At 64.2% G+C, this 17,135-nt stretch carries 18 protein-coding genes; 7 read left to right on the forward strand and 11 right to left on the reverse strand.

From position 1 onward, the window contains the following. Nucleotides 1-129: 129 nt before the first annotated feature. The 3 genes from Q1L50_RS05180 to Q1L50_RS05190 all read left to right on the forward strand — a co-directional run bounded on the left by Q1L50_RS05180 (nucleotide 130) and on the right by Q1L50_RS05190 (nucleotide 3,529). Nucleotides 130-798: an ISAs1 family transposase gene (locus Q1L50_RS05180; RefSeq protein WP_300336433.1), complete on the forward strand. Its 669-nt coding sequence runs from the start codon at nucleotides 130-132 to the stop codon at nucleotides 796-798. Nucleotides 799-1,130: 332 nt separating this feature from the next. Beyond that, nucleotides 1,131-2,048, forward strand: a complete 918-nt coding sequence (locus Q1L50_RS05185; RefSeq protein WP_300336435.1) for a glycosyltransferase family 2 protein — start codon at nucleotides 1,131-1,133, stop codon at nucleotides 2,046-2,048. Then, nucleotides 2,045-3,529 carry a hypothetical protein gene (locus Q1L50_RS05190; RefSeq protein ID WP_300336437.1) on the forward strand — a complete coding sequence of 495 codons (1,485 nt, stop codon included), beginning with the start codon at nucleotides 2,045-2,047 and terminating at the stop codon, nucleotides 3,527-3,529. Before Q1L50_RS05185 ends, Q1L50_RS05190 begins: the two co-directional genes overlap by 4 nt. 66 nt (nucleotides 3,530-3,595) lie before the next feature. On the opposite strand, the gene Q1L50_RS05195 is transcribed toward Q1L50_RS05190, so the two are convergent. The 7 genes from Q1L50_RS05195 to Q1L50_RS05225 form a co-directional block, all read right to left on the reverse strand. Beyond that, a complete protein-coding gene (locus Q1L50_RS05195; protein WP_300336439.1) occupies nucleotides 3,596-4,714 on the reverse strand; it encodes an alkene reductase in 1,119 nt (372 codons plus the stop codon). 447 nt (nucleotides 4,715-5,161) lie between these two features. Continuing rightward, a complete protein-coding gene (locus tag Q1L50_RS05200; RefSeq protein WP_300336441.1) occupies nucleotides 5,162-6,151 on the reverse strand; it encodes an NAD(P)H-dependent glycerol-3-phosphate dehydrogenase in 990 nt (329 codons plus the stop codon). Nucleotides 6,152-6,157: 6 nt separating this feature from the next. Beyond that, a complete protein-coding gene (locus Q1L50_RS05205; RefSeq protein WP_300336443.1) occupies nucleotides 6,158-6,592 on the reverse strand; it encodes an SH3 domain-containing protein in 435 nt (144 codons plus the stop codon). 30 nt (nucleotides 6,593-6,622) lie between these two features. Beyond that, nucleotides 6,623-7,090, reverse strand: a complete 468-nt coding sequence (gene secB / locus Q1L50_RS05210; protein WP_300336445.1) for a protein-export chaperone SecB — start codon at nucleotides 7,088-7,090, stop codon at nucleotides 6,623-6,625. A gap of 72 nt (nucleotides 7,091-7,162) precedes the next feature. Then, a complete protein-coding gene (gene grxC, locus Q1L50_RS05215) occupies nucleotides 7,163-7,414 on the reverse strand; it encodes a glutaredoxin 3 (protein WP_300336460.1) in 252 nt (83 codons plus the stop codon). Nucleotides 7,415-7,434: 20 nt separating this feature from the next. Beyond that, complete coding sequence (locus Q1L50_RS05220; protein WP_300336447.1) at nucleotides 7,435-7,854, reverse strand: rhodanese-like domain-containing protein; 420 nt, start codon at nucleotides 7,852-7,854, stop codon at nucleotides 7,435-7,437. Between the two features lie 91 nt (nucleotides 7,855-7,945). Then, the gene (locus Q1L50_RS05225; RefSeq protein WP_042335199.1) at nucleotides 7,946-8,254 is read right to left on the reverse strand and encodes a metalloregulator ArsR/SmtB family transcription factor; all 309 of its coding nucleotides are present in this window, start codon (nucleotides 8,252-8,254) and stop codon (nucleotides 7,946-7,948) included. Nucleotides 8,255-8,491: 237 nt separating this feature from the next. Between Q1L50_RS05225 and Q1L50_RS05230 the strand changes: the two genes are divergently transcribed. The 4 genes from Q1L50_RS05230 to moeB are packed head-to-tail and all read left to right on the forward strand — an operon-like array spanning nucleotide 8,492 to nucleotide 12,582. Continuing rightward, on the forward strand, nucleotides 8,492-9,913 hold the full coding sequence (locus Q1L50_RS05230) for a peptidoglycan DD-metalloendopeptidase family protein (protein WP_300336449.1): 1,422 nt from the start codon (nucleotides 8,492-8,494) through the stop codon (nucleotides 9,911-9,913). Between the two features lie 22 nt (nucleotides 9,914-9,935). Beyond that, entirely contained in the window at nucleotides 9,936-11,360 is a 1,425-nt protein-coding gene (locus Q1L50_RS05235; protein WP_300336451.1) for a S41 family peptidase, read from the forward strand. A 27-nt stretch (nucleotides 11,361-11,387) separates the two neighbouring features. After that, nucleotides 11,388-11,813: a hypothetical protein gene (locus Q1L50_RS05240; RefSeq protein WP_300336452.1), complete on the forward strand. Its 426-nt coding sequence runs from the start codon at nucleotides 11,388-11,390 to the stop codon at nucleotides 11,811-11,813. A gap of 10 nt (nucleotides 11,814-11,823) precedes the next feature. Further along, nucleotides 11,824-12,582, forward strand: a complete 759-nt coding sequence (gene moeB / locus Q1L50_RS05245) for a molybdopterin-synthase adenylyltransferase MoeB (protein WP_300336453.1) — start codon at nucleotides 11,824-11,826, stop codon at nucleotides 12,580-12,582. Here the strand turns inward: moeB and ribD are convergent. The 4 genes from ribD to Q1L50_RS05265 form a co-directional block, all read right to left on the reverse strand. Then, nucleotides 12,575-13,660 carry a bifunctional diaminohydroxyphosphoribosylaminopyrimidine deaminase/5-amino-6-(5-phosphoribosylamino)uracil reductase RibD gene (gene ribD / locus Q1L50_RS05250; RefSeq protein ID WP_300336462.1) on the reverse strand — a complete coding sequence of 362 codons (1,086 nt, stop codon included), beginning with the start codon at nucleotides 13,658-13,660 and terminating at the stop codon, nucleotides 12,575-12,577. The two genes, moeB and ribD, sit on opposite strands and share 8 nt — an antisense overlap. A 35-nt stretch (nucleotides 13,661-13,695) precedes the next feature. After that, complete coding sequence (gene nrdR / locus Q1L50_RS05255) at nucleotides 13,696-14,166, reverse strand: transcriptional regulator NrdR (RefSeq protein WP_300336455.1); 471 nt, start codon at nucleotides 14,164-14,166, stop codon at nucleotides 13,696-13,698. Then, on the reverse strand, nucleotides 14,163-15,422 hold the full coding sequence (gene glyA, locus Q1L50_RS05260; RefSeq protein WP_300336456.1) for a serine hydroxymethyltransferase: 1,260 nt from the start codon (nucleotides 15,420-15,422) through the stop codon (nucleotides 14,163-14,165). The genes nrdR and glyA overlap by 4 nt, the downstream gene beginning before the upstream one ends. 128 nt (nucleotides 15,423-15,550) lie before the next feature. Continuing rightward, a complete protein-coding gene (locus Q1L50_RS05265) occupies nucleotides 15,551-16,741 on the reverse strand; it encodes a cation diffusion facilitator family transporter (RefSeq protein ID WP_300336458.1) in 1,191 nt (396 codons plus the stop codon). Nucleotides 16,742-17,135: the final 394 nt, after the last annotated feature.

Below are 17,135 nucleotides of genomic sequence, written 5' to 3' on the forward strand. Positions count from 1 at the left end.
AGCGTAAGCGAGCGGGCAGCGATGTAAAGGGTTCGGCTGCGCCCGGACTGCGTCCGCCCTTGACATCACCGCCCACTCAAACCGCCAAAACCAGCGCCCGTTCCACACGAAACGACATAGAGCCTGTTCATGCCCCTGCTCTATGCGATCGATATTCAGGGCAAGGACATCACCGCCGACGCGCTGCTGACACAGCGCAAGCTGGCGACCTACCTGGTGGAGCGGAAGGCCCACTATCACTTCACGGTAAAAGGCAATCAGCCGACACTCCAAGCCGATATCGCGCTCCTCTTCCAAGACCGGAAGGGGGCAGACTACGTGGCGGATTCGCCACCTGACCATGGTCGGATCGAGACTCGGCGCATTTGGTGCAGCAGCGCCCTCAACGCCTATCTCGACTTCCCGCATGTCGGCCAGGTGTTCTTGATCGAGCGTGAAGTGGTGCACAAAAAGAGCGGCAAGCGTACGCGCGAAATCGCTCTCGGGATCACCAGTCGCCCTCCAGAACAGGCCACTCCCCAGCAACTCCTCACCATCAATCGCGGCCATTGGTCGATCGAGAACCGCTGCCACTACGTCATCGACTGGAACTACGATGAGGATCGCAGTCGCATTCGCGCCGGCCACGGACCCGAGAACATGTCACGCCTGCGCCGCCATGCCGTCGGCATCCCGCACCACCTCTCCGATGGCAAAACCAGCATTGCCGAAAAAATGCGCCAGATCAACCGCAACATCCGATTGCTCTTCGACTACCTGCGCATGACCAAAAATTCTACAGGCCACGTATCACCTTGATCCCAGCACGAGAACAAATTTACCGCAGTGCGCCGCGTGCTTCTCCCTGACAAAGCGGCGATGGTCAGCGCCGAGATCGTGCGACGAGTGTCGGGAGACACAGCGGCAGAACTCAGGTCGGCCATCGACGGCTATGCAGGTTGGTGCAGATCGAGGAAAATGCACGGATCGCCGCCGGGAGGGCCCGGTGGCCTCCCAACTGAGAGGTCGCAAATCTTGCCTGTCGGAATTCATGGGGGCGATGTCCGGCACGGCATCAGTATGCTCACCGCGCAAGGCTGCGCCGCGGCGCACACTCGACGTGGCGAAAACGACCGGGACGACGATCGGTGATGACCGGGTCACTCGAGCCGCTGATCAGCGTCATCATCCCGAATTACAACTACGCCCACCTGCTGCCGCGCGCCCTCGATTCCGCGCTGACTCCTTCAGCTGCAGACGTCGAAGTGATCGTCGTCGATGACGGTTCGACCGACGAGTCGCTCGAGGTACTGGCGGCGTATGCGGCGCGTAATCCGCAGCTGATCGTGCTGCGGCAGGCCAATGCGGGTGCGGCGGCGGCGCGTAATCACGGCATCCGGGTGGCGCGAGCGCCCTACGCGCTGCTGCTGGACGCCGACGACGAGCTGTTGCCGGGCGCCCTCCCAAAACTGCGTGAGCTGGTTGGCAGATATCCGGCGGCGGGGATGATCCTCGGCGCACAGCTTTCCGTGTATGCCGATGGTCGCCAACGGTTACGCGTACCGAAGGCTGTTCCGGCCGCCTCGCCACGGCAGCTGACCAAGAGCTACCTGCTGCGCAAGGGCATCTCGGTATCGCATGGCTGTTCCTTGTTTCGTCGCGACCTGCTCCTGCAACGCCTCTATCCGGAGAATCTCAGGGGCGGCGAGGACATCCCGGTATTCGCCCACCTGCTGGTCAGCGCGCCGGTCGCGATCACGGCCGAGCCGCTGGCGCGGATCCACAAGCACGCGGACAGCCTGCGGCACGACCGGCAGAACGAAGAAGAACGCGCCGAGACGATGGTCCGTGAAGTGTTTGCCGGCCTGCCGGCCGAATGTCAATCGCTGCGCGAACGCTACGCGGCGCAGCGCTATTTGTCGCTGTTTCGTGGCGCATTGCTGGCCGGCGACCGGTTGGCCGCCAGCTACTTCTACCAGAGTGCGCTGCGCTTGAGCCCGCTCCAGGCCTTGCGCTGGACTTACCTGCGCAAGGCCATTCGGCTGCTGGTCCGGGGTTGGCGGCGATGATTGGAGGTGCTTTCGCGGCGCCCTGGAAGCCGTCCGCTGCCGAATGGCCAGGCCGTCTTCTGTCGCCTACCACCCTCGCCTTTCTGGCGAGCCTCCTCCTGTCGCTGGTGGCGATCAGCGGCGAAGTCCTGGTTGGCCGGGACGGCACGCTCTACCTGCATGTCGCGCAACAGTTCCTGGCGCATGGCCCGCGAGCGGCGTTCGAGATTTACGCCTGGCCATGGTTTGCCATCTTCCTGGCCGGGACGCACTGGCTCGTTGGCCTGCCGCTGGAACTCGCCGCCTACCTTTGGGGCGCCCTGTTCATGGCCGGCAGCTGCGCCCTGCTGGTCTCGCTCACCCGGAAAGCGCTGCCTGGCAGCGGTTACTGGGCCTGTCTGGTGGTCTTGTCGGTGCCCGCGTTCAACCAGTTTCGCGACGACATCATCCGGGAGTTCGGCTTCTGGTTCTTTTCCATCCTGGCGTTGTCGCTGATCCTGCGCTGGTTCGAGCGTGGCGGCTGGCTGCGGGCTGCGCTGGTCCAGCTGGCAATCGCTGGCGCAGCGCTCTTTCGTCTTGAAGCAGTAATGCTGTTCGCGGTTCCGGGGCTGTGTCTGCTGGGGGACTTGCGCAGCCGCCACGGCTGGCTACGGCTGTTGCAGATCAATCTGTTACCGGTTGCCGCCGTGCTGACATCGGTGCTGCTGTTGCTCTCCGGAGACGGAATTTCGCAGCCACGCATCGCTTATTCCGTGGGCTTGCTGAATCCGCACCAGCTGTGGGTCCGCTTCGACCTGATGGCGAGTCGCTTCGCAGACGCTGCCCTGAACAGATCTTCCGGTGAGGATGCACGGGAGATCGTCTTGTTTGGTTTGTCGGGCACCGTCCTGGCCAAGTTCATCACCCTCAGCGGGCCGTTCGCGCTGCCCTTGCTGCACCGAGGCAGCTGGCCGGCGGTGGCCGAGTACTGGCGCAAACTGCGACCTCTGGCCTGGACCTGGCTGTTGTACTTCTGCATCCTGCTGGTGTTCTTCGTCCAGGAACGCTTCGTCAACTCACGCTATGTCAGCTTCCTGCATTGGCTGGCGGTGCCCTTGCTGACCATCAGCAGCATGCGCTTTGCCGGGCACTTTCCGCGCTTGTCGCGAGCACTGGTGGTCGTTGCCCTGGCCGTGATGCTGCACAACGTGCTGTCATTCGGTGCCAGGAAGACCCACTTTCTCGAAGCCAGCGCCTGGCTGTCCGAGCATACGCTAGCGTCAGACGCCATCTATTATGACGACCCACGGATCGCCTATCACGCCGGCAGAGGCTTTCCGATGGTCGGCCCGGCCCGTGAACAACTGCTCCTCGGCCAGCAGTCGCAGGCGTTTCGTTATTTCGTCATGCAAGGGAAAGCCGATGACCCAGCGCTACAGCAGTGGATGACGCAGCAGCACAAGCGGGTGCTCAGCCAGTTCGCCAATCGCAAGGGAAGTACGGTCCTGATCATCGGTGATTGAGCGCGCCGGCGCGAGCCGCCGGCGCTTTCACGGCAGCCGCCGCCACCGCTTCAGAGTGGTTGGCCCTCACGCGGCAGCGATCGCGGCCTCGTCGAGAGCCGGGTAGTCGATGTAACCCTTCGCACCACCCTTGTAGATCGTTGTCGAATTCCAGTGCGCCAGCGGCGCCCCGATGCGCAAGCGCTGCACCAAGTCAGGATTGGCTATGAAGTGCTTGCCGAAGGCGATCAGGTCGCCGCGGCAGGCGCGCAGCGCTGCCTCCGCGCGCTCACGGTCGAAGCCGCCACACAGGATCAGCGTCCCCGAGAAGCAGGCCCGCAGGTGCGGCAGCAGGTCCCCATCCGGATCGTGAATCCAGTTCCCGTCCTGGTCATAGACGTGCAGATGCCCGATCCGCAGCCGCTTCAGGCAACTGGCCAGATAACCGTAGGTCACCAGCGGGTCCGGGTCTGGCTGCATCTCGTGCGCCGTACCCAACGGCGAGATGCGGACCCCGACGCGTGCGCTGCCGATCGCGTCGGCAACGGACCGCACCGTTTCCAGGAGAAAACGGCAGCGATTGGACAGGGTGCCGCCGTACTCGTCGGCGCGGTCGTTCACGTAGGGACAGCGGAACTGGTCGAACAGATAGCCATTCGCAGCGTGGATCTCGACGCCGTCGAAGCCAGCTGCCATCGCATTGCGCGCGGCCTGAACGAAGTCGGCGACGATCAGCCGCACTTCCTCGGTCGCCAGCCCGCGCGGCTGATCGCAGCGCACCATCACCGGCTCGCTGCCGTCGAGGATCGGAACCCGGTCAGTGTGCAGACCTCTCGCGGTTGGTCCCACCGGTGGCGAGCCATCGGCACGAAGGCTGCAATGACCCACCCGCCCGACATGCCAGAGCTGAAGATAGATGCGGCCACCGGCGTGATGCACCGCTTTGGTGACCCTTCTCCAGCCGGCCACCTGCGCGCCGCTGTAGATGCCAGGCGTGCGGGCACAGCCGCGAGCCTGCGGCGAGACCGGCGTGCCTTCGGCGATGATCAGCCCGGCCGAGGCGCGCTGCGCATAGTATTTGGCGGTAATGGCGCGCGGGGCGAGCTGCCAGTCGGTAGCGCGGTTGCGGTTCATTGGCGCCATGACGACGCGGTTCGGCAGCAGCTGGCCGCCAATCGAGTGACGAGAAAACAGTTTCCTGGACATCGTTTGCTTACCTCCGACGATGGCTTGGTACGTCAGCATTGAAGCAATATTCGTACCGGATCATCGCCAGTTAAGTTTGAAAAACACCGGACAATCCACCGACCGGGCGCTTTCGCCGCCCCGGAGCGCAGGCGCTGCCTGCTCGCGCCAGGCGAGCAAGCGTGGAAGTCCGTGGTCACCGCTGCGCACCGTCACCGGACGGCGCTGGAATGGATCATAAGAGCTTCAGGTTTCGGTCTTGTGGCCTGGCCCGGCCTAGTCGTCTCCGTGGACCCAGAACGCACACCGGCAGCAAGCGGCTGACAAACGCGAGCGACCATCTGAAGGGCTATCAGAGGTCCCTTTGGCGATAAAGTTGCGTGCCCGGCGCGCGGCGGCACACCTTAGGCTGCCGGCAAACCCGATCCGGTCGCTTGGACCGTCTCCCGAGGAGTCGCGGGAACGGGCTTAGTTCGCCTCGCTTTTCGGGTCCCTGCTCAACAACTTGTCGACCGCAGACGCCACCGGTTCACCGTCGTAGAGAATGGCGTCGACGGCCTGCGTGATCGGCATGTCGATCCGCAGCCGGCTCGCCAGGCCAGCGACCGCGCGCGTCGTGCTCACTCCCTCGGCGACATGCCCGAGGTCGAGAAGGATCTGCGGCAGGGTCTTGCCGCTGGCCAATCCCAGCCCGACACGTCGATTCCGCGACAAATCACCGGTGCAGGTGAGAATCAGGTCGCCCATTCCGGCCAGCCCCATGAAAGTTTGCGCCTGGCCGCCCAGCGCCACGCCGAAGCGCGCCATTTCGGCCAGACCGCGGGTGATCAGGGCCGCGCGCGCATTGAGGCCGAGGCCGAGGCCATCACAGACGCCGGTGGCGATGGCCATGACGTTCTTCACCGCGCCGCCGACCTCGACACCCGGCAGGTCGTCGCTGGCATAGATGCGCAAGCGCGGACTGTGCAGGGCGAGCGCTGTGCGCTGCGCGAAAGCGGCGTCGTTGGCCGCCAGCGTAACCGCCGTCGGCAGACCGCGGGCCACTTCGTCGGCGAAGCTGGGGCCCGACACGGCGCCACACAGCGCTTGCGCGCCGAGGACGTCAGCGACGACCTGATGTGGCAACCGGGCCGTTTCCGCCTCCAGACCCTTGCACGCCCAGAGCAGCGGGCGCACCAGGTCGGCATCGCGCAGCAGGCACAGCGTCGGCCGCAAGCCGGCGAGCGGCGTCGCAATAAGCAGCAGGTCGGCATCGGCAACCGCAACGGCGAAATCGTCGGCGATCCGCAGCGTTTCGGGAAAGCGCTGGCCGGGCAGAAAACGAGGGTTTTCACGGTCCTCGCGCAAGACGCGCCTGACCTCGGCCTGGCGCGCCCACAGGGTGACCACATGCCGGCCACTGAAAGCGATGGCCAACGCGCTACCCCACGCGCCTGCCCCGACTACCGTCAGTTTCATCGCCGCTCAGATTCCCCACACCTGATCGGCGCGTACGAACCCCGACGGTCCGTCGCGATGACGCACCCGTACCCAGCCGCCGGGTGCCGCTTCAAGGTAGTCCAGCACTACGTTCTTCTCGGCTTCGAAAACCACCGCTGCCGCCTCGTCGCCGGTCTGGCGGACCTGCGCCCGCGCTACCGTGACAATCACCGCGCGCTGGCTGCCGAGATACCTGGTCTCAAGCCAAGCCAGGCCGCCCTCGGCATCGCGCACCTTGGCCCAGCCTTCGAGATGGACGATCAATTCGACCGGCGTGCCGCGCTTGATGACGAAAAGCTTGCTACCCCTTTGCGAAGGGGCATCGTAGAGAATCGTCGCCGTATCGACGCGCCGGTACTCGATCGCCAGCGCCGGCGCGGCGCATCCCGCGACCAGCAACAAGGTGAGGAATCGTTTCATCGGCAGGCCCGCTTGCTGGCCTGCTTCCCGCTACTGGATGGTCGACTCGCCTGGCGCATCTTTCGCCGCCTCTTGCTGTTGAAGGCGTGACATGTACAGCGCTTCGAAATTGACCGGCTGGAGCATTACCGGCGCAAAGCCGGCACGGGTCACGGTGTCGGAAACGACTTCGCGAGCGTAGGGGTAAAGGATGTTCGGGCAGGCAATCGACAGCAAGGGATCCATGTTCTCGCTGGGCACGTTCTGGACGCGGAAGATCCCTGCCTGACCGACTTCGACCAGAAAAACGGTCTTTTCTCCGAGCTTCGAGGTAACGGTGGCGGTCAGGGTCACCTCGAAGATCCCTTCGCCAATGCCCAGCGCCTTGGTCTGCAACTGGATGCTGACGTTTGGCGTCTCGCGGTCGAGAAAAATCTGCGGGGCGTTTGGCACCTCAACAGAGAGGTCCTTGATGTAGATCTTCTCGATCGCAAATACGGGGTTCTCTTGTTCGCTCATGGTAAGTTCTCGGTCACTTGGAATGGGATTGACAATAAAAGCGGATCGACAATGAAGCTCGGAGGACAACTGTCAGACGCTGTCACCCGCGAGCAGGGGTAACAACTTGCCTGCACGATCAAACGCCAGCAGATCGTCGAAACCGCCGACGTGCGTGTCACCGATATAGATCTGCGGCACGGTCCGCCGGGTGGTCCTGGCGACCATCTCGGTACGGCGCTGCGGATCGAGGTCGATGCGAACCTTCTCGATCGCGGCGACCCCACGGGCGTGCAGCAACTGCTCCGCGCGAGTGCAAAACGGGCAAACGCCAGTCGAGTACATCAGCACGCGCGGTGCGGCGCTCACTTGCGCGCCCCCTTCTTCAGCGGCAGGCCAGCCTCGACCCACGCCGCAACGCCACCGTCAAGGGTGTGCAGCTTGGCAAAGCCCAGCTTGGCCAGCTTGCTGCAGGCGGCGGACGAACGCGCGCCTGACTGGCAGATCAGAATCAACGGGGTGTCCTTGAACTGCCCCAGTTCGCCAGCGCGTTCATCAAGCGATCCTGACGGAATGTTGCGAGAATCGGCAGGGTGTCCGGCGACGTACTCATTCGGCTCACGAATATCGAGCAACTGCGCATTCTCGCGGTTGATCAGCATCGTTGCCTGCGCCGGCGTCACCGATCGTGAGCCACCCGGGCGACGGATCGAAAGGCCCAGCAGCAAAGAGCCGCTGACCACGGCGACGGCCACCAGAAGAAGGTTCTGCTGTATGAATTCCAATCGAAGCTCCAGAAATTGATGCGGCAAGCGCGGCCAGACCCGGACGCCATCGGCCTGCAGGTACCGGCCGGACAACGACCAGGAAAGACCCCTAGTCGCCGCAGAAAACCTCGCGCATCATGCCGATCAACTGCAGCGTACGGGCATCACCAACGCGATAGTAAACCCGGTTGGCGTCCTTGCGTGCGAGCAACACGCCCTTTTCGCGGAGGATTGCAAGATGTTGGGAAATGTTGCTTTGCGAAGTACCAACCGCGTCGACGATCTCTTGCACGCAAGCATCCTGATCGCCAATGACACAGAGGATCTTCAGGCGCAAGGGATGCGAGATCGACTTCAGCGCCCGTGCTGCCTGTTCGATGTGCTCCTGCTTGTCGATGATGCTGGTCCGGATGGGCACGCTGCGCCAGACTCGTCGTTTATCATATAATCCGCCATTATAAGACAAAACCCCGACTGACGGCGTGTGCTGCACACCCCGGCAAGCTGACCGCCACCGCCCGCAGCTGCCGTCCCGGCCAGCCAACCCACGTTTCTGCAAGGCCTCTGCAGCGCATTGACCAAGAACACCGCAAACCCCCTCGGCGACACCCCACCGGAACTCGCCCGGAGACGCCGGGGCCCACCCGCGAGACTGATGGAACGACAGCGCTGCAACGTTGTGCGCGCACTGGCTATCGCCTCTCTCGCCGCCGTGCTGGTGATGCCAGACCACGGCGCCAACGGCAAGGAAACCGACGGCGCGTCGTCGAGCGACGTCGCCGAAAAGCAGACCGACCTGAAGTCGCTGCGCGCCCAGATCGAAACGCTGCGCCGGGAAATGACCGCCGCAGAAGGTTCGCGTAGGGATTCGCTGGATCAGTTGAAGGACGCCGACCGGACCATCTCGTCTGCGCAGCGCGACCTGCGCCAGCTGACCGCGCAGATCGAAAAGCAACAAGCGATGCTCAAGGATCTGGATCAGCAGTCGGCCGCGCTGGAGCAGCGGCTGAGTGCGCAACAGGCGCAGCTGGCAAAGCTGCTCTATCGACAGTACCTGCGCGGCAACCCTGACCCCCTGCGGCTGTTGCTCAACGGCGGCGACCCGCATCAGGTGGCACGCGACCTGCATTACCTGGAGGCGATTGGACGAGCGCGCAGCGAACTTCTGCTCGGGATCGAAGCCAGCCTGAGCCGTCAGAAGGCGCTGACCGCCGACAGCCGGCAACAGGCGGCGCAACTGGCCATCGCCGAAAGCAGGCAGAAGGAAGAACACGCCAGACTGCTTGCCCAGCGCGCACAGCGTCAGGCGACACTCGACAAGATATCGGAACAGATCGCCACCCAGCGGCGCGAAATCGGCAGTCTCCAGCGTGACGAGAAACGCCTGACAGAACTGGTCGAGCGCCTGGCGAAGGTCATCGCTGCCAAGGCGGCCGAAGCCCGCGAAGCTCGCCGCGAGGCGGAGCGCCAAGAACTGGCGCAGAAGCAATTGGCCGAGAAGGAGGCGATGCGCAAGGAACTGCTGCAAAAAGCGTTGGCGCAGCGCGAGCGGGCACGACAGGAAACGGTCCCGCAGAAGCCATCGCCGCCGGTTGCGCCTAGCCCCGAGGAAGCGCCAAGAGCCCGGCCGCCGGCACCGGAACCTCGCCGGGAGCCAGCACCGGATGCCCCCGCCGCCGCCAATCTGGCAAGAATGAAAGGCACGCTGCGCCTGCCAACGAGGGGTTCGGTAGCCAACCGGTTCGGCAGCCCGCGACAGGAAGGCAGCACCTGGAAGGGGCTATTCATCCGCGCCGGCGCGGGCAGCGAAGTCAGGAGCATCGCCGGCGGCCGGGTGGTCTTTGCCGAATGGATGCGCGGTTTCGGCAATCTGCTGATCGTCGACCACGGCAGCGACTATCTGTCGATCTACGCCTACAACGATTCACTGCTCAAGCAGGTCGGTGACGAGGTGCGCGGTGGTGAAAACGTTGCCACTGTCGGCAACACCGGTGGCAATGCGGAATCCGGTTTATACTTCGAAATTCGTCATCAAGGGAAGCCTCTTGACCCACTGGCGTGGATCAACGGCAAATAGGGCTGCGCACGGAGTGAGGCAAATGGGTAAGTTGAAACAGGCCGGGCTGGTTTGCGCCGGATTGCTTGGTGGCATTCTGCTCAGCCTGCAGTTTTCGGCGCTGGCCGACAAGGAGCCGCGCGTCGGCCTGCCCGTTGAAGAGTTGCGCACTTTCGCCGAGGTGTTCAATGCGATCAAGAAGGGCTATGTCGAGCCGGTCGACGACAAGAAACTGATTACACATGCGATCAGCGGCATGCTCTCCAACCTGGATCCTCATTCGACCTACCTCGACGCCGACGCTTTCAAGGACTTGCAGGTCGGCACGCAGGGCGAGTTCGGCGGCATCGGCATCGAAGTCGGGATGGAAGACGGATTGGTCAAGGTCGTATCGCCAATCGAGGATACCCCGGCCGACCGCGCCGGCGTCAAACCGGGCGACCTGATCTTCAAGATCGACGACACTCTGGTCAAGGGGCTGACCCTGAGTGAAGCCGTCAAGCGCATGCGCGGCAAGCCCAAGTCCCAGATCCGCCTGTCGATTCTCCGCAAGGGTGAAGCCAAGCCGCTGGATATCACGCTGACGCGCGAAGTGATCAAGGTCCAGAGCGTCAAGTCGAAGCTGGTCGAGGACGGCTACGGCTACCTGCGCATCACCTCCTTCCAGGAGAACACCGGCGCAGCAGTGGTCAAGCACCTCAACGACCTGATGAAGCCCGGCCCGCTCAAGGGTCTGGTACTGGATCTGCGCAACGACCCAGGCGGTCTGCTGAACAGCGCCGTCGGCGTTTCCGCGGCGTTCTTGCCGCCGGATGCGCTGGTCACCTCGACCGACGGACGCGCCCCCGATTCCAAGCACGAATTCAACGCCTCGCCCGCAGACTATCTGCGTGGCAGCCGGGACGATTACCTCAAGAGACTGCCGCCGCAGGCGCGTACGGTGCCGATGGTGGTGCTGGTCAACGGTGGCTCCGCGTCGGCGTCCGAAATCGTCGCTGGCGCGTTGCAGGACCACAAGCGCGCCGTCGTCCTCGGCACCACAACCTTCGGCAAGGGCTCCGTACAGACGGTACTGCCCTTGCCCGGAAACACCGCCATCAAGCTGACCACCGCACGCTACTTCACGCCATCGGGCCGTTCGATCCAGGCCAAAGGCATCGTCCCGGACATCGTCGCCGAGGAAAGCGCCAACGGCAGCTCGACCCAGCGCTTGCGCGAGGCCAACCTCGATCACCACCTCGAGAACAACACCGACGCGGACAAGGATTCCGCAGCAGCCAAGGAAGCACCTGTCAAGCCCACCAGCAAGGCACCGGTGCCGGCCAAGCCGAAGAGCAACGCACCCAAGGACGATGGCGACGAGTCCTCCGAGCTGCCGAGCCGCGAACTGGCTTCGAAAAAGGACTATCAGTTGAATCAGGCGCTGAACCTGCTCAAGGGCATGCAGATCATGCGCAGTAGCCGTTGACCTTCCTCTCCGAGGGAGAAAAGTTGAATGAAGCGCCCGGCTGGAACAGCACGCAAGGTAGCGCCAATCCGCAAGGAGCGGAGCATCCTGTTTGCCAAGTTTCCGCCGGACCAGGTACCGGAAGCTGCCGCCTGCCTCGGCCAGATCGAGGAGCTGGAGGTCGAAAGGCGTGATCAGGCGCGCGCCGTCGGCGTCGCCTACGATCTTCACCAGCACAGCCTGGAAGAACTCGAAAGCACGCTGGAAGACAAAGGCTACCACCTCGACAATACGCTGATGAGCAAGATGATGCGGGCGCTGATCTACTACGTCGAAGAGACCCAGTTGCATAACCTCGACGCACCGGTCAGGCCGATGAAACGCTCGCAGTCCGAAGCTTACACTCACGCCTGGGAACGCCATCCGCATGGCGACCACGACGATACGCCACCGGAGTGGCGAGAGTACAAGTAGCTTTGTGCCGATGAACGACGAGCAGTTGCTGCGCTACAGCCGCCACATCCTGCTTGACGAGATCGGCATCGAAGGGCAGCAGCGGATGGTGAACGCCAGGGCGCTGGTCATCGGTGCCGGCGGCCTTGGCTCACCGGCGGCGCTTTATCTCGCGTCGGCCGGCGTCGGACGGATCACCCTGGCCGACGGCGACACGGTGGACCTGACCAACCTGCAGCGCCAGATCCTGCACACCCACGAACGGATCGGCGAGTTGAAGGCCCGCTCGGGTCAGGTCGCGTTGCGACAGATCAACCCAGAAGTGCGCGTCGATGCGATTGCCAGCCGCCTGGCCGGCGAAGCGCTGGCCGCGCAGGTTGCCGACGCCGACGTGGTTCTCGATTGCTGCGACAACTTCGCGACCCGGCACGCGGTCAATCGGGCGTGCGTCAGCCACCGCACACCGCTGGTTTCCGGGGCGGCGATCCGCTTTGCCGGGCAGCTCGCGGTGTTCGACAGCCGCCAGCACGGCACACCTTGCTACCACTGCCTGTTCCCGGAAGGAGGCGATGTCGACGAGGTGCGCTGCGCGGTAATGGGGGTATTCGCGCCGCTCACCGGGATCATCGGCGCGATGCAGGCCGCCGAAGCACTGAAGCTGATCGCCGGCGCCGGCGAAACGAATCTTGGCCGTCTGTGGCTGCTCGACGGCCTGTCGATGGATTGGCGCAGCGTGAAGTTTGGTCAGGACCCGTCGTGCCCGGTTTGCGCGCTCGGCAGCGTCAGCTGAAGCGAGCCAGCAGGCGCAGGTCGGGACCGATGCAGCGCAGGTCGCGGATCACCAGAGGACGCTTGCCGGCCAGCGACTCCAGCGCCGGCAGGTCGAACATCCCTTGCGCCGCATCACCAAGCAGACAGGGCGCCAGGTAGAGCAACAGTTCGTCGACCAGACCAGCACCGAGCAGCGAGCCGCTGAGTCCGAATCCGGCCTCGGCGTGCACCTCGTTGATGCCGCGCCGCGCGAGATCGCCGAGCAATGCCGCCAGATCGACGCGTCCATCCGGCCCCGGCAGCAAGGCGACTTCGGCGCCGCGCTGTTCGAGAGCAACGATCCTGCTGCGGTGATCAACGGCGGCGGCAACCAGAACATCGCCGGCCTGCAGAATCCTGGCGGCGGGTGACAACTCAAGCCGACCATCGACGACGACCTTCAGCGGTTGCCGTGCATCGACTGGCCCGGCCGGTCCGTCCACCCCGTCGACGCCGCGCACATTGAGCTGCGGATCGTCGCTGCGAACGGTGCCGATGCCGGTCAGGATGGCGCAGGCGCGAGCCCGCCAGCGATGCCCGTCCTGCCGGGCGGCCGGACTGGTCAGCCACTGGCTGGCGCCATTGCGCAGCGCCGTCTTGCCGTCCAGGCTGGCGGCCAGCTTGATGCGCAGCCACGGCCGGGAACGCGTCATGCGCGCAACGAAGCCGATGTTGATTTCGCGCGCCTCGGCCTCGAGCAACCCGCACTGCACCAGCACTCCGGCAGCGCGCAAGCGTGCCAGCCCCTGCCCGCCGACCAGCGGATTGGGATCCTGAATGGCTACGACGACCCGTCCGATGCCGGCGCTCAGCAGCGCTTCCGTGCAGGGTGGGGTGCGACCATGGTGACTGCAGGGTTCGAGCGTGACGTAAGCGGTGGCCCCGCGCGCGCGCGCGCCGGCGCGCTGCAGGGCGTGCACCTCGGCATGCGGCTCACCGGCGCGGCGATGCCAGCCCTCGCCGACGGTCTGGCCATCCTGGACGATGACGCAGCCGACCCGCGGATTAGGAGTGGTGGTATGGAGGCCGAGTTCGGCGAGAGAAAGCGCCCGCGCCATCGATTGATGATCGGCGGCGCTGAACACCGGCGACCTCAACGGCCCAGTTTCTGTGGCGAACGAGAGACTTCGCGAATCAGCTTGGAAAACTCGTCTACGTCCTCGAAATTGCGATAGACCGAGGCGAAGCGTACGTAGGCCACCTTGTCGAGTTTCTTCAACTCGAGCATAACCATCTCGCCGATCTTCTCTGACGCCAGTTCGCGCTCGCCGAGCGCCAGCAGCTTTTCCTCGATGCGGGCAATCGCCGCCTCGACGGCCGCCGTACCCACCGGTCGCTTGCGCAGCGCCAGCCAGAGGCTGGCGGCAAGCTTCTCGGGGTCGAAGCCAACCCGCGAGCCATTCTTCTTGATCACTTGCGGCATGCGCAGTTCGGCGCGCTCGTACGTCGTGAACCGCTTGTCGCACTTCAGACAGCGCCGCCTGCGGCGGACGAGGTCACCGTCATCGTTGATCCGGGTGTCGGCGACGGTTGTTTCGTCGGCACCGCAGAACGGGCATTTCATCCCGCCCGGCCACCGTAGACCGGGAACTTCCTGCACAGTGCGGCGCCTTCGGCGCGCACACGGCTCAGCACCGCTTCGTCGCCGGGTGCGTCGAGCACGTCGGCAATCAGGTGGGCGACCAGTTCGGACTCGATCTCGGTGAAGCCGCGGGTGGTCATCGCCGGCGAACCGATACGGATCCCGGAAGTGACGAAGGGTTTCTGGGGGTCGTTCGGGATGGCATTCTTGTTGACCGTGATGTGCGCCGCGCCGAGTGCGGCCTCGGCTTCCTTGCCGGTGATGTTCTTGGCCCGCAGGTCGACCAGGAAGACGTGCGATTCAGTACGGCCCGAGACGATGCGCATGCCGCGTTCCTCGGCCAGCACCCGCGACAGGACGCGCGCGTTGGCCAGGACCTGCTCCTGGTACTTGGCAAACGCGGGCGTCAGCGCCTCCTTGAAAGCAACCGCCTTGCCGGCGATCACGTGCATCAGCGGACCGCCCTGCAGGCCGGGGAAAACGGCCGAGTTGATCGCTTTCTCGTGCTCGGCCTTCATCAGGATGACGCCACCGCGCGGACCGCGCAGGGTCTTGTGCGTGGTCGAAGTCACCACGTCGGCGTGCGGCACCGGGTTCGGGTAGCAACCGGCGGCGATCAGGCCCGCGTAGTGCGCCATGTCGACCATGAAAATCGCGCCGATTTCCCGGGCCACGCGTGCGAAGCGCTCGAAGTCGATGCGCAGGGAGTACGCCGAGGCGCCGGCGATGATGATCCGCGGCTGGTGTTCGCGAGCCAGCGCTTCCATCTTGTCGTAATCGATCGCTTCGTGCTGGTCGAGACCATAAGCGACGACCTTGAACCACTTGCCCGACATGTTGAGCGGCATCCCGTGCGTCAGGTGCCCCCCTTCGGCCAGACTCATCCCCATGATCGTGTCGCCGGGCTTGGCGAAGGCCATCAACACCGCCTGGTTGGCCTGCGATCCCGAATTCGGCTGGACGTTCGCCGCTTCGGCGGCAAACAACTTCTTCAAGCGAGCGATCGCCAGTTGCTCGGCAACGTCGACGTACTCGCAGCCGCCGTAATAACGCCTGCCGGGGTAGCCTTCGGCGTACTTGTTGGTCAGTTGCGAGCCCTGCGCGGCCATCACCGCATGGCTGACATAATTCTCCGAAGCGATCAGTTCGATGTGTTCTTCCTGGCGGCGATTCTCGTTTTCGATCGCCTGCCAGATCTCCGGATCCACTTTCGCCAGGGTGTCGTTTGCCGAAAACATCTTGTGCCTCGCAAGCCTTGAAAAAGAACGGGATTATAGCACGCGCCAAAAATCCGCAGAGGCCGCACGACGACCGGCGGCGCGGGTACCGCCCGCAACCGCGACCGAGCGAGCTTTCCCGGCACGACTCAGTCGCTCTGCACCGGCAACACCCGCTGGCGATAGTTGATCGACAGCGAGCGGAGCAGCGGATGGGCTCGCAGGCACTCGGCAAAGTCGCGTTTCGCGCGGTCGATCAGGGCAGAGTCCGCGAGCGCGTCAAAAGGGAGAAAGACCTCGGCCTCGACGCGCCCGTTGAGATAGTGCAGGACAACGCGATGCGGCTCCGGCAGACCGGCCAGCACGGGCGCCAGATGACTCACCAGCACGCTTCGATCGGGCAGGCTCTGGCTCTTGCTGTCGTGGTCCAGGTCGTCTTCGACATCGACATGCACCAACACGTCAGACACCGAGGGATGGCTGTCGAGTACGCGCTTGCGGGTCGTTTCGGCGATGCGGTGGCCCTCCGAAACGCTGATCCGCGGGTTTACGCAGACGTGCGCATCGACCAGGGACCGATGCGCCATGCGGCGGGTGCGCAACTCATGCAGGCTGCCGACCCCCGGCGTGTCGACGATCACCTGGCGAATGCTGTCGACCTCTTCCACCGATAGTCCGGTGTCGATCAGTTCCTGAAGCGCTTCCCAGGAGAACACCACCCCCATCCGGACGATCATGAAGCCAACGATCACCGCGGCAATCGAGTCGGCGAAAACGAAGCCCATCAGGTTTCCGCCGATGCCCACCGCGACCACCAGCGAAGAAGCAGCGTCGGAACGTGCATGCCAGGCATTGGCGATCAGCATCGGCGAGCGCAAGCGCTCGCCGACATGCAGCATGTAGCGGAACAGGCCCTCCTTGGCGATCAATGCCGCGCACGCCGCCCATAGCGCGAGCGGCGCCACCGGCGGCAGATTGCTCAGGTCCTGCAGCTTGATCGCGGCGCTCCAGATGATGGCGGCGCCGGTCACGGCCAGAATCGCCCCCAGGGCGAACGAGGCAGCCGTTTCGATACGCGCATGACCATAGGGGTGGCTTTCGTCGGCCGGGTCCTTGCTGTGATGCGCGGCAAAGAGGACCAGAAAGTCGCACACCAGATCGGACAGTGAATGCATTCCGTCGGCGATCAGCGCTTGCGAGTTGGCAATGATTCCGGCGACCACCTGCGCCGCAGTCAACAGGACGTTGACCAGCACGCTGACCCACGTACAGCGCTGCGCCATCGCGTGCCGGCCGGGGTCATCGAAGGAGATTTCCGGGTTTTCCACGCGAGTGCTCATGCTCTGGGTCGCTTTCTGGAGAGGGGTTCGTCATATTTTATCGCTACTATGGCGCAAGCCGACGAGTACACCACAGCGCACGATAGCGGCGCACGAATACGCATGGCCGCAGGCCGCCCACTGCTGATGACCATTTAAGATCGGCGGCGGCATCGTGCGCACGCCGGCTTAAGGCGGGCTTAAAGCGCGCCGGATCGGCAGCCCCCGAACGCTTGTCGCCACCCGCACAGACAGGTGATCAATGGCGCAGCGCCTGGCACTGCCGTCATTCGTGTCCTTTCGGCAACGCTGCATGAAATCGCGACGGCGGTCTGATAGCGTGGTAGGCCCGTATTCACTGATCCAGAGGCCTCCAGATGCCGCCGTCCCTAACCGTGTCCGACCCCCAGCTGGC

Source organism: Accumulibacter sp. (genome assembly GCF_029255145.1).
In the GTDB taxonomy this organism is placed as follows: Bacteria; Pseudomonadota; Gammaproteobacteria; order Burkholderiales; family Rhodocyclaceae; genus Accumulibacter.